The organism is Belliella marina, assembly GCF_042682445.1.
GTDB classification, from domain to species: domain Bacteria; phylum Bacteroidota; class Bacteroidia; order Cytophagales; family Cyclobacteriaceae; genus Belliella; species Belliella marina.
Genome location: NZ_JBHUHR010000038.1, coordinates 87,298 through 100,343, shown reverse-complemented (window position 1 = coordinate 100,343; position 13,046 = coordinate 87,298). Strand labels below are relative to the sequence as shown.

11 protein-coding genes are annotated in these 13,046 nt (G+C 42.5%); 10 read left to right on the top strand and 1 reads right to left on the bottom strand.

What is annotated here, in order from left to right; all coding sequences use genetic code 11:
• Position 1 precedes the first annotated feature (1 nt).
• The 8 genes from mraY (at position 2) to ftsZ (ending at position 10,117) form a co-directional block, all read left to right on the top strand.
• Positions 2 to 1,213, top strand: a complete 1,212-nt coding sequence (gene mraY, locus ACFSKL_RS12560; protein WP_376886560.1) for a phospho-N-acetylmuramoyl-pentapeptide-transferase — start codon at positions 2 to 4, stop codon at positions 1,211 to 1,213.
• 1 nt (position 1,214) lies between these two features.
• Positions 1,215 to 2,558: a UDP-N-acetylmuramoyl-L-alanine--D-glutamate ligase gene (murD, locus tag ACFSKL_RS12555; RefSeq protein WP_376886559.1), complete on the top strand. Its 1,344-nt coding sequence runs from the start codon at positions 1,215 to 1,217 to the stop codon at positions 2,556 to 2,558.
• A gap of 10 nt (positions 2,559 to 2,568) precedes the next feature.
• Positions 2,569 to 3,741: an FtsW/RodA/SpoVE family cell cycle protein gene (locus tag ACFSKL_RS12550; protein ID WP_376886891.1), complete on the top strand. Its 1,173-nt coding sequence runs from the start codon at positions 2,569 to 2,571 to the stop codon at positions 3,739 to 3,741.
• A gap of 12 nt (positions 3,742 to 3,753) precedes the next feature.
• Positions 3,754 to 4,863, top strand: coding sequence for an undecaprenyldiphospho-muramoylpentapeptide beta-N-acetylglucosaminyltransferase (murG, locus tag ACFSKL_RS12545; protein WP_376886890.1), 1,110 nt, complete (start codon positions 3,754 to 3,756; stop codon positions 4,861 to 4,863).
• Complete coding sequence (gene murC, locus ACFSKL_RS12540; RefSeq protein ID WP_376886558.1) at positions 4,860 to 6,254, top strand: UDP-N-acetylmuramate--L-alanine ligase; 1,395 nt, start codon at positions 4,860 to 4,862, stop codon at positions 6,252 to 6,254. Before murG ends, murC begins: the two co-directional genes overlap by 4 nt.
• Positions 6,244 to 6,999 carry a cell division protein FtsQ/DivIB gene (locus tag ACFSKL_RS12535; RefSeq protein ID WP_376886557.1) on the top strand — a complete coding sequence of 252 codons (756 nt, stop codon included), beginning with the start codon at positions 6,244 to 6,246 and terminating at the stop codon, positions 6,997 to 6,999. The genes murC and ACFSKL_RS12535 overlap by 11 nt, the downstream gene beginning before the upstream one ends.
• A 10-nt stretch (positions 7,000 to 7,009) precedes the next feature.
• Entirely contained in the window at positions 7,010 to 8,344 is a 1,335-nt protein-coding gene (gene ftsA / locus ACFSKL_RS12530) for a cell division protein FtsA (RefSeq protein ID WP_376886556.1), read from the top strand.
• A gap of 111 nt (positions 8,345 to 8,455) precedes the next feature.
• The gene (ftsZ, locus tag ACFSKL_RS12525; protein ID WP_376886555.1) at positions 8,456 to 10,117 is read left to right on the top strand and encodes a cell division protein FtsZ; all 1,662 of its coding nucleotides are present in this window, start codon (positions 8,456 to 8,458) and stop codon (positions 10,115 to 10,117) included.
• 3 nt (positions 10,118 to 10,120) lie between these two features.
• Here the strand turns inward: ftsZ and ACFSKL_RS12520 are convergent, their stop codons facing one another.
• Positions 10,121 to 10,645 (bottom strand): NADPH-dependent FMN reductase, encoded by a 525-nt coding sequence (locus ACFSKL_RS12520; protein ID WP_376886554.1) that lies wholly within the window; start codon positions 10,643 to 10,645, stop codon positions 10,121 to 10,123.
• 288 nt (positions 10,646 to 10,933) lie between these two features.
• On the opposite strand from ACFSKL_RS12520, the gene ACFSKL_RS12515 reads away from it, so the two are divergent.
• Positions 10,934 to 11,770, top strand: a complete 837-nt coding sequence (locus ACFSKL_RS12515) for a purine-nucleoside phosphorylase (protein ID WP_376886553.1) — start codon at positions 10,934 to 10,936, stop codon at positions 11,768 to 11,770.
• Between the two features lie 361 nt (positions 11,771 to 12,131).
• Entirely contained in the window at positions 12,132 to 12,941 is an 810-nt protein-coding gene (locus ACFSKL_RS12510) for a purine-nucleoside phosphorylase (protein ID WP_376886552.1), read from the top strand.
• Positions 12,942 to 13,046: the final 105 nt, after the last annotated feature.

Genomic DNA, 13,046 nt, shown 5'->3' with positions numbered 1-13,046 from the left:
GATGTTATACCCGATTTTTGAATATTTCGACCAAGTATTGGATATCCCAGGAACGGGAGTGTTTCGCTATATCTCCTTCAGGGCAGGTATGGCAGCGCTTGTTTCTCTGGTGATCACGATCACTTTTGGTCAGAATATCATCAGTTGGATCCGCAATAAGCAGATTGGTGAGACTGTAAGGGACTTGGGGCTGGAAGGTCAGACTGAGAAGAAAGGTACGCCGACTATGGGTGGATTGATGATCATGGCGGGGATCATTATCCCAACTTTGCTTTTTGCCAATGTCAACAATATTTACATCATCCTTTTGCTGATTACGACGCTTTGGCTTGGAGCAATCGGCTTCCTGGATGATTACATCAAAGTATTCAGGAAAAATAAGGAAGGCCTTGCAGGGAGATTCAAAATCATTGGCCAAATCGTCATTGGGATCATTGTAGGGGCTACACTATACTTTCATGAGGGAGTTGTAGTGAGGGAGTTTACGAACCCTGTATCCATAGAGGAAGGTGTGGTTGAAACCCCCGCATTCAAGGACGTGAAGACGATGAAGACGACCATTCCTTTTATGAAGGACAATGAGTTGAACTACGAGAGGGTATTTGGTTTTCTCGGGGAAGCTGCGACACCGATTTTCTATATCCTGATTGTGATTTTCATCATTACGGCAGTTTCTAATGGAGCCAATATTACAGATGGAATAGATGGTCTTGCGGCAGGTACTTCAGCCATCATTGGCTTGACGATAGCCATATTTGCCTATATATCGGGTAATGCCATCTTTTCCCAGTACCTGAATGTTTTCTTTATCCCAAATTCTGGTGAGTTGGTGATATTCTGTGCTGCATTTGTGGGTGCATGTATTGGTTTTTTGTGGTACAATGCCTACCCAGCCCAGGTATTTATGGGGGATACAGGAAGCTTGATGCTTGGTGGGGTGATTGCGGTCCTCTCTTTGACGTTGAGAAAAGAATTGTTGATTCCTGTGCTATGCGGAATTTTCGTAATCGAAAATGCCTCTGTGATCATTCAGGTGTCATATTTTAAGTATACAAGAAAGAAATACGGTGAAGGAAAGAGGATATTTTTGATGTCCCCCCTACATCACCATTATCAAAAGAAGAACATCCACGAAGCTAAGATCGTGACTAGATTTTGGATTTTGGGGATTCTGCTTGCCATCATCACTTTGGCAACATTAAAGTTGAGATAAAATGAACAAAAAGATAGTCATACTGGGAGCCGGAGAAAGTGGATTGGGGGCAGCATTGCTCGCAAAACAGCAGGGCTATGCAGTATGGGTATCAGATATGGCAGCAATAAGTGCTTCCAGAAAAGTCTCCTTGATAGCAGCGGGGATAGCCTTCGAAGAGGGAAAACATACTGAAGAAGAAATTCTCAGTGCCGATGAGATCATCAAAAGCCCAGGGATTCCTTCAAAAGCACCAATCGTCAAATTGGCATTCGAAAAAGGGATTCCAATCATAGATGAATTGGAATTTGCCTACAGATTTTCAAATGGAAAGGTAATCGCAATCACCGGAACCAATGGCAAGACTACCACGACGCTTTTGACCTATCATATGCTCAAAAGTGCCGGTATGGATGTGGGATTGGCCGGGAATGTTGGGCAAAGCTGGGCAGGTCAGCTGGTGGACGGAGACAAAGACTGGTGGGTGATCGAAGTGAGTAGCTTCCAGATAGATGGATTTGTGGGTTTCAAGCCTGCGATAGCCATTTTGACAAATATCACTCCGGATCATTTGGATAGGTATGATTACAAGTTGGAGAATTATATCGCATCGAAAGTTTCTTTATTCAAAAATATGGAAGCTGAGGATTTGGTGATCTACAATGCAGATGACCTGAACATCCACAATGGTCTGGTAAAATCTCCTATCAGTGCAAGTGTTCTGACTGTTTCTACTTCCAGCGTATCTAATGTGGGAGGGTATTTTGATGGAAATAGTATTGCTGTCAAAACCAATGGGAAATCCATCAAAATTGGGACTTCGGAGATTGTATTGAAAGGTGTTCACAACATGCAGAATGCGATGAGCGCAACATTGGCAGCATTGACCGCAGGTGTGGGACAAGAAACGATCAGGACTGCATTGAAGGATTTCCAAAATGCCCCACATAGGATGGAATTAGTGGACGTGGTCAAGGGGATCACATTTGTCAATGACAGCAAAGGTACCAATGTAGATGCGACTGCGTATGCATTGGAGAGCTTTGAGGAGTCATTGGTTTGGATAGCGGGAGGGGTTGATAAAGGCAATGATTACTCAGTATTGTTTCCGGTAGTTGAAGATCAAGTGAAAGCTTTGATTTGCTTGGGGGTTGACAACGAGAAATTGAAATCGGCTTTCGCCGGGAAAGTACAAAAGATAAGGGAAACGGAAGATATTGCCCAAGCAGTAGCTTGGGGGTTGGAATATGGTGAAAAGGGAGACGTGGTATTGCTGTCACCGGCATGTGCCAGTTTTGACCTTTTTAAAAACTACGAGGACAGAGGCGATCAATTCAAATCTGCTGTAAGGGCATTGAAAAAATAAGGGAGTTATGATGAACGCAGCGAAGAAGTTTGTAGATGATAATTTGAAAGGCGACCCAATAATTTGGGGTATCGTGATCATTTTGTCTATCATCAGCATGCTGGTAGTTTATTCGGCTACCGGTTCTCTTGCATACAAATATAGAGGTGGTGATACAGAAAGCTACATCATCAAACATGGCTTTTTGGTAATCATAAGCTTTGCAGTCATGTGGGCTGTGCACAAAATACCATATAAGACATTTGGATTGATTGGGCGTCTATTGTTGGTAGCATCTATTCCATTATTGATTTTTACCTACTTCTTTGGGTCGAATATCAATGAAGCCAATAGATGGTTGACGATTCCTTTGATCGACCAGGCATTCCAGCCATCTGATGTGGCCAAATTGGCGTTGATAGCAACTTTGGCGAGTCTTTTGGCAAGAAAGCAGCAGAATATCAGGGATTTTCAGAATACCTTTTTGCCTATTATGATAGCCATTGCGATTGTGTGTGGTTTGATTGGGATGGCAAATATGTCCACTGCGGTGTTGCTGCTGATGACTTGTCTTTTGCTGATGTTTATTGGAAGGGTCCCGATGCGGTTTATAGTCATGGTAGTCATGATTGGCGGATTGGCATTGACTACTTCCCTTTTGTTGGGACAAAGGGGAGGGACATTCTTTTCCAGGATAGAAAATTTTATCTCAGGAGAAGATATTCCTTATCAGGCAGAACAATCATATATAGCGATATCTACTGGTGGGATTACGGGTAAAGGTCCGGGAAATTCTGAACAAAGAAATTCGCTTCCCCATCCATATTCCGATTTCATATTTGCAATCATCATAGAAGAATATGGGCTTGTAGGTGGGGCGACAGTATTGTTCCTCTATTTGGCCTTATTGTATCGGGGGATGCGGATCGTAGCTTCCTCTACCAAGCCTTTTGGGGGATTGCTCTCGGCAGGGCTGAGCTTTGCCCTGGTGCTCCAAGCGATGGTCAATATGGCTGTAGCGGTAGGTTTGGGACCTATCACAGGATTACCACTTCCGCTGTTGAGCATGGGGGGGACGTCTTTGATTTTCACAGGATTTTCTTTGGGGATCATCCTGAGTGTGAGTAGAGGAGATCATGAGGATTCGGTAGAGCCGATTGTGGAAGGAAAAAATAGACCTAGAAAAACATTGCAGACAATATAAAAAATATAGCTTATCGAAAAGTCAACAACATATAGAATCATGATCAGCGGTGGAGGTACCGGAGGACATATTTACCCTGCGATAGCCATTGCCAATGCCTGGAAAGAAAAATATCCAGACACTGAATTCTTGTTTGTTGGTGCGGAAGGTAAGATGGAAATGCAAAAAGTACCAGAAGCTGGATACAAAATAGAAGGGTTGAAAGTCGCAGGATTGCAGAGGAGTTTGTCCCTTTCAAATTTGAATTTTCCATTCAAGCTTTTGGGAAGTCTTAGAAAAGCAAAGAGCCTGATCAATGATTTCAAGCCTGATGCTGCGGTCGGAGTGGGTGGCTATGCGAGTGGACCATTGTTGTATGCAGCACAGAATAAAGGGATTCCGACCTTGATTCAGGAGCAGAATTCCTATGCTGGATTGACCAATAAATTGCTTTCCAAAAGAGCCCGCACTATATGTGTGGCTTATCCAGGGATGGGAAAATTTTTCCCAGTGGAGAAATTGGTTTATACGGGAAATCCTGTGAGGAAGGATATCATGGATTTGGTAGGTAAGAGAGAAGAAGCAGAAAAGCATTTTGGGCTGGATGCAGGGAAAAAGACGCTTTTGGTATTGGGGGGAAGTCTGGGGGCAAGGACAATCAACCATGCGGTCATTCAGGATATGAATGCTTTGGAGGATGCAGGTTATCAGGTATTGTGGCAAAGTGGGCGCTTTTATTTTGAAGAGATGAATTCAAAAGTAACGGCATCAGGGTTGGGTCATATACATGTACTTGAGTTTATCAGGGAAATGGACTTGGCCTATGCAGCTGCAGATGTAGTCGTGTCTAGGGCAGGGGCATTGTCTGTTTCGGAACTGAGTTTGGTTGGGAAGCCTGTGGTATTTATTCCTTCCCCGAATGTAGCAGAGGATCACCAGACCAAAAATGCCATGGCTTATGTAAGCCAAGATGCCGCCGTTCTATTGAAAGATGTAGATGCGGTTGGGAAATTGAAAGCCACTGTAGATGCAGTGATGAAAGATGAAGTAAAAGCCGAAAAATTGGCTTCAAACATAAAAAAATTAGCAAAGCCGAATGCGGCAATAGAAATCGTTGAAGCATTGGAAGCAATCATAAAATGAATGTAAGAAATCTACATAGCGTCCATTTCTTGGGTATCGGTGGTATCGGCATGAGTGCTTTGGCCCGATGGTTCAACCATCTTGGGATCAAAGTGTCAGGTTATGATAAGACACCATCCCCCTTGACCAAAAGATTGGAAGAGGAAGGGATGGAGATTTCCTATGAAGATGCGGTTGGGAATATTCCTTCCCAAGTAATGGACTACAAAGACCAAACTTTGATTGTTTGGACTCCGGCGATGCCAAAGGATTCAGCACAATTGAATTTCTTCATCAATGAAGGGTTTGGCTTGAAAAAAAGAGCGGCGGTATTAGGGTTGATTACTTCGGATTTGCCTACGATTGCTGTAGCAGGGACACATGGTAAAACCACTACATCTTCCATGGTGGCGCATTTGCTGAAGTATGGAGGGGAAAATATTGCGGCATTTTTGGGAGGTATTACCCAAAATTACGAGAGCAATCTTATTCTGCACGATGAATCAGGGCAAGATGCAACAGTGGTAGTGGAAGCGGATGAGTTCGACCGTTCATTTCTACAGCTACATCCCAATACTGCCATCTTGACAAGTGTAGATCCAGATCATTTGGATATCTACGGAGATGACAAAGTCATGCGTGAAGGATTTAGTGAATTCATTGACTTGATTGCTCCGGATGGAAAGCTGTATATCCATTCCAAAGCATTTGTGAAATTGGGAAAAGAAGATTATAAATCCCTTTCAGTAACCCAATATGGAATAGGATTTGGTTCAATACAGGCTGAGAACATCGAAGCTTTGCCGGGAAGTTTCAAGTTTGATTATGTCCATGGAGAGCAGCGGATTGAGGGTTTGGAATTGAAAATGCCTGGTTTTCATAATGTTGAAAATGTGCTTCCTGCCATAGCGATAGCGTTGGATGCAGGGATTGGGGTAGAGAAGCTCAGAGAAGGCGTGGGTACATTCAAAGGCGTGAAAAGAAGATTTGAAATCCATGTGCAGAATGACGAAAAGGTGTATATCGATGACTATGCGCATCATCCCGAGGAGATCAGGGCGTTTTTGGGTTCCGTAAAAGCGATGTATCCAGAAAATAGGTTGACAGCGGTATTCCAGCCACACTTGTTTTCAAGGACTAGGGATTTTGCGGAGGGGTTTTCCGACAGTCTGTCGATTGCAGATGAAGTGGTTTTGCTGGATATCTATCCGGCGAGGGAGTTGCCGATAGAAGGGGTGACATCGGGAATGCTTTTGGCAAATATCAAGTCGGGTATGAAGTCACTTCAGAGCAAGGAGAGTCTGATGACCTACTTGAACGTAAGCAAACCTGAGGTACTGGTGACCATTGGGGCTGGCGATATTGATAGATTGGTTGGACCGATAGCTAAATGGATGCGCGATGAAAACTAACATGAAAAAAACGATCAGTTTCACTGTCATTGTGATGGTTTTGGTTGTCTTCATCGGGTTTGTCGAAAAGAAGAATTCCGAAAAGCGCATGACGAATATACAGGTAAAAGTGAATGCGATTGCCGATGTGTATTTTGTGGATGAAAAGGAGATTTTGGAGAAACTCAAGACGGAGTTCCCCATATTGAATACAGGGATTTCAATGAGTGAATTGAATTTCAGCAGTATTGAGAAAAAAGTGGAAAACCATCCGTTTGTCAAGAATGCTGAGGTTTTTGGAGATTTGAAAGGAAATGTATGGATAGAGATTGACCAGCATAAGCCAATGGCAAGGATCGTGCGTCCAATGGCGGCAGATGGGTATATTTCTACAGAAGGGATCCTTCTACCTACTTCCCCAAATTATACCACAAGGGTATTGACCTTGGAAGGTGCTTATGCAGAGGGTTTATTGGGGTTTGAGGATTTGAGTAAGAAACATGGAGATTTATTGACTTTGATCAAGTTCATAGAAAAGAATGATTTCTGGAGAGCACAGATCACGGGTTTGGAAATCAGCAAAAAAGGAGATATCAAGTTTCACCAACAGGTAGGCAAGCAGGTGATCGAGTTTGGTGAAGCAGTAGATATAGAAGAAAAGTTTAAAAAGATCAGCCTGTTTTATGATGAGATTCTTCCTGCCAAAGGATGGAACGCATACAGCAGGGTGAATGTAAAATATAAGGATCAAATTATTTGTGAATAATTGAATGGCTATGGAAAATGACAACTTAATCGTAGGACTGGATATCGGAACCACCAAAATCTGCGCAATCATTGGGCGTAAAAATGAATTTGGGAAATTGGAAGTGCTCGGTATGGGCAGGGCTGTATCTGATGGTGTTATCAGAGGTATTGTGACCAATATTGACAAAACTGTCAATGCAATCCAAAAAGCTGTGCAAGATGCTTCTGATATGGCAGATGTAAATATCGGTGAGGTAATCGTCGGTATTGCAGGTCAACATATCAAGAGTACTGTCCATCACGGTGTGACGATAAGACGTCAAAACCAAGATGAAATCACCATCGAGGATGTACGTGGTCTTTCCAATGATATGGAAAACATTGTCGTTCCTCCGGGAAATTCCATCATCCATGTCATGCCTCAGGATTATACCGTGGATTATGAAGATGGCATCAAAGATCCCGTTGGGATGTCTGGTTCGAGATTGGAAGCCGATTTCCATATCATCACTGCCCAGACTACAGCCATCAACAATATCAATAGGTGTGTTAAAAGGGCCAATTTAAACTCGCAAGATTTGATTTTGGAGCCATTGGCAAGTTCACTTTCGGTACTTGGGGATATTGACAAGGAAGCAGGTGTTTGTTTGGTTGATATTGGAGGTGGTACTACAGATATTGCCATTTTCTATGACAATATCATTAGACATACAGCAGTGATTCCATTGGGTGGAAACATCATTACTACCGATATCAAAGAGGGGTGTATGGTATTGCATCATCAGGCAGAGTTGTTGAAGACAAAATTTGGAAAAGCCATAGCCGAAGAAGCCAATCCAAATGAGATCGTTTCTATCCCAGGTCTTAGGAATAGACCGCCAAAAGAAATTTCAATCAGAAACTTGGCAGCTATCATCCAAGCCAGGATGGAAGAGATTATAGAGTATGTCCAAAATGAGCTGGTAGCCAGTGGCCACTATAAAAAATTGGCAGCAGGAATTGTATTGACAGGAGGAGGTGCCCAATTGCAAGGTGTTGCACAGTTGTTTGAGTACATGACTGGTTTGGATACCAGGATCGGTTATCCAAATGAACACCTTGGGAAATGTAAAATCGAAGAAGTAAAGAGTCCCATGTATGCGACCACAGTAGGCCTTGTATTGGCGGGCTTTAAATCGCTGGATGACAGGGAAACTTCTTATAATGAGCGGTCTGTAGATGCTGGAAATGGGGTCAACCAAAACCTCAAAGTCAAACAGAACGATAAGATCCATTTAAATGCAGATAAATTATTCTCTAGAATAGGAAGCCGAATCAAAGATATAATCGGTGGAGATGTAGGGGATGAAGGAGGAAATTACTAGGGCTTATCGATTAAAGGGGAGCTGGGAGACATTGTTTTTCATTTCCCCCTTCCTTAAGTCCAGTCTAAAAATATAAAAGTTCACCAAAATAAATTCAAAATGTCAGATAACATGAAAGATTACAAATTTGATCTTCCAAAAAATCACAAATCTATCATCAAGGTGATAGGTGTCGGAGGAGGTGGTTCTAATGCGGTGAACCACATGTACAACCAAGGTATCAAGGATGTGGAGTTTGTGGTAGTCAACACAGATGCCCAAGCTTTGAAAAGCAGCCCTGTACCTTTGAGGCTTCAGTTGGGTGCAAACCTAACCGAAGGGCTAGGAGCTGGTGCAAATCCTGAAAAAGGAAGAAACGCAGCTTTGGAAAGCAAAGAAGAGATTAGAGAGCTTTTGTCGGACAATACCAAAATGGTGTTTATCACTGCCGGTATGGGTGGTGGAACCGGAACTGGTGCAGCTCCTGTGATCGCAAAGATCGCCAAGGATTTGGATATCCTGACCGTGGGTATTGTGACTGCCCCATTTATTTTCGAAGGGAAAAAGAAAATGAATTCTGCCCAGTTGGGAATAGAATCTTTGAGGGACAATTGCGATACGGTACTGGTCATACTCAATGATAAGTTGAGGGAAATCTATGGCAATCTTGCCATCAGATCCGCTTTTGCAAAGGCGGATAACATTCTCTCAACGGCTGCAAAATCCATTGCGGAAATCATCACTGTTCACCAGGATGTAAACGTTGATTTTGAAGATGTGAAGACGGTCATGAAAGATGCCGGTGCTGCTGTGATGGGATCTGCAACCGAAGAAGGTGAAGGAAGAGCCATCAAAGCTGCTGAAAAAGCAATCGCATCTCCATTGTTGAATAATGTTGACATCAAAGGTGCCCAAAAAATCCTCTTGTCTATCATGTCTGGAGAGGATGAAGAGTTGTCAATGGATGAATTGAGTGAAATCACCGAATATATCCAAGAGAGAGCTGGTGAAGAGGCTGAAGTTATCTTTGGTCAAGGGATCGATACGGATTTGGGTAAAGCAATTAGGGTTACTGTTATTGCTACAGGTTTTGAAATGGACAGGTTGACAACTTTAGCTGCTCCAGCTTCAGGTAATGAAGAAACCAAATCGGACAAAAAAGTAATTGAAGTGACTGAGGAGGCTGAACCGGTAAAGAAACTCATCCATTTGGAATCAGGAAAAACTTCCAAAATCGAAGAGGAAGCTCCAGCGGTCTCCGGACAGACTTATACCTTTACTTTCAACAAACCATTATTCCCTACAGCAACAGAAAGCAAGACTTCTGTAGAGGCATCCAAGCCACAGGAAACAAAGAGGGTTGATGCACCAAAGCAGGTTGAGCTGAATGAGGAAGAGGAAGAAAGCGGGTTCGAGTTTGTAAAAGTGAACAACCAAGAGCCAGAGAAGAAGGTCTTTACTTTGCAAGATGAAGAGCAACCTGCTGCAAAGGCACCGGTTGAGGAAGAGAACCCAGTTGAAAATCCAGCTTACGGGAATGATTACTACGAGCAGTTGAAGCAAAAAGCAATTCAAAGGGCCCACGAGCGGTTTGAAAAGCTGAAAAGCATCAAGAGCTTTAACCAAAACCCAGAAGAGTTTAAGGATAAATTAGATACTCCTGCTTATGTAAGGAAGCAGATTAAGTTGAATGATGTGCAGCATAGTTCTGAAAGAAGTATTTCAAGGTTCAATTTGACAGATGACAATGAATTCTTGAAAAACAATAGATTTCTGCATGACAATGTTGATTAAGTCTTAGAACTTAATCAACATTTCAGCTTGGGTTTGAAGCAATTCCATGTACAGCCTGTTGGTGAGCAGGTTATCTGACATATTGTCCTCGATCTTTGCGTATTTGAGTTTGAGGGCAAGTACATGCATGCCCAGATAATGGAAGATGTCGGTAAGGTGGCTCAAAGCGATGCCACCACCGCCTATTCCAGAAGAAACCCCAACCAATGCACACTTTTTGTCCCTGAATGCATTCGGGTAAGTCATCCCATCAATAAATGCTTTTAGTGCTCCGGGAAATGAACCATTGTATTCCGGCACGATAAACACAAATTTGTCCCCTTCCATTACTTTGCTGTGAAATTCGTTGTACATCGAGTTTTTCCCGTTGTTTTCGTACAAAGCAGAAAATAAAAAATCAATTGGTAGCTGTTCGAGTTCGAGGATTTCTGATGTTTCCCCTTGTCCAAAAAGTATTTCTTGATAGATTGAAGCGATCTTTTTTGAGATCGAATTTTTTCTGTTTGTGCCAACTATAATTTTGATCATCTGATTCGTATTCCTTTTTTGTATGCTGATACTACAATTTGTTTAGATATTTAGTTTCGGGTTTTTCTCTTAAATTTTAGGGAATCTCTGGGTGATTTCAGTGCAAATCTTGTTGATCTGAAGACTAGTCTTATTTCCTGTTGCGGCATTAGTGATTTTGAATTTGGTTCTTCTAGCCTCTGTGTTGCCTGTTGAGAGTAGTCCAGTTTGCATTTCCATATTGCCAAAGTAGCGGATTGTCATCCTAAACTTAAATGATTTCCGTATTTTAGTCCAAAATTATGAATTATGAGGCAAGAACCTGAGATTGATTATTTGGAGCAAATAAAGCATGCTAAAGACCATATCAAAAATGTCTTTAAAAAAAATATTGATATTGGGATTATTCTGGGAACTGGACTTGGGCAGCTCATCAATCAAATTGATGTCAAGCATGAAATTCCGTATGATGAAATTCCATTTTTTCCGATTTCCACAGTAGAGAGCCACAGTGGTAGGTTGGTCATCGGGGAGTTGTCCGGTAAAATTGTAGTAGCAATGCAAGGCAGGTTTCATTATTATGAGGGGTATTCTATGAAGGAAATAACTTTTCCTGTAAGGGTGATGAAGGCGATAGGAGTATCCAAACTTTTTGTTTCCAATGCTGCCGGTGGCTTGGATCCCAATCATCAAATCGGTGACTTGATGATTCTCAACGACCATATAGATTTGTTTCCGGAAAATCCTTTGAGGGGAAAGAACCTGGATTCTTTTGGGGTGAGATTTCCTGACATGAGTGAGCCATATTGTTCAGAATTCATTGATAGGGCCATTGCAATTGCAAAAGATAATAACATCAATATCAATCTGGGCGTGTATGCAGGGGTGCAAGGGCCAAACCTGGAAACCAAGGCAGAATACAAATACCTCAGAACAATCGGGGCAGATGCTGTCGGCATGAGTACCATACCAGAGGTGATAGTAGCAAGACATATGGATATGAAAGTCTTTGCTGTCTCAGCCATCACTGACCTATGTTCTCCCGGAAATGTCAAAGAAATCAGTATCGCTGAAGTCCTTGCCGCGGCTGCCATTGCCGAGCCAAAGATGTCTTTGGTTATCAAAGAGTTGGTGAGGGAGGTTTGAGAAGCGAGAGGGGGGCATGCATAAGACGCAGAGGACGCAGGGGTGCAGAGTTACGTTGAGGTTATAGGTGATATGAGAAGCTAGAGACGAGAGACGAGAAGCAAGACACCTATTTCAGGACGAGACCTGATGACAACCCGGAGAGCCTGTCCCGTAATCGGGAAGTTGAACTTCCTCATTTAAAAGAAAAAAGTGTCAAGTAATTTCAGGGCATGACAAACCTTTTGAGCCTTATAACTTTCCAACCTTTTAATCCAATAATCTTCCAATCAAGCTGACTAAACAAAAACCTTCTAACCTTGCAACTTTCCAACTTTCTATTCCATCAACCTTAAAACATTATAACTTACCTCCAACCCTTATGAAATACCTGGAAAAAGCAAAATCAGCAGCAGCTTACATCCAATCCCAAATTTCCCAACAAGCAGACACTTTGGTGATTTTGGGTTCTGGTCTGGGTGGATTTGCAAAAGTTTTGGAAGAAGCTGTTTCCATTCCATATAGTCAGATTCCTTATTTTCCTGTTTCCACCGTTGCAGGGCATTCGGGAGAGTTGATGCTTGGGAGGATTGGTGACAAATGGGTCTGGGTCATGAATGGGAGGTTTCATTATTATGAAGGATATGAATTGGGAGAGACTGTATTCCCTTTGAGGGTTTTGAGTTTGGTGGGGGTAGAGCGATTGGTAGTGTCCAATGCGGCAGGTGGATTGAATCCTGATTTCAAAGTCGGTGATTTGATGCTTATCACAGACCATATTGATAAATTCCCTTCAAACTCTTTGAGGGGTAAGGATGCCACAGATTTTGGACTGAGGTTCCCCGACATGAGTGAGCCTTATGATTTAAAATGGAGAAACCTAGCCAAGGAAATGGCAAAATCATTACATATCAATTTGCGTGAGGGTACATACACCGGAGTGACTGGCCCAAGCTTGGAAACCAAAGCAGAAATCCGATATTACAGAACTTTGGGTGGTGATGCCGTCGGCATGAGTACAGTGCCTGAAGTCATAGCCGCCAATCAAATAGGGATGAAAGTCCTCGGTATCTCAGTCATCACCAATGAATGTAACCCAACTGATAACAAGCTTTTTGCCCATGAAGATGTGGTGGATGTGGCTACCAAATCGGGAAAAGCGATGCAGGAGTTGGTGAAAGGGGTCATTTAATTTTCCATGTTTTTATAGTTGGGTGAAATTGATTGCTTTATATCTTTTTGTCAAGTTTCATCCAAACGAATATCCATAAGCATCAAAAATCAAATATCCCATTTG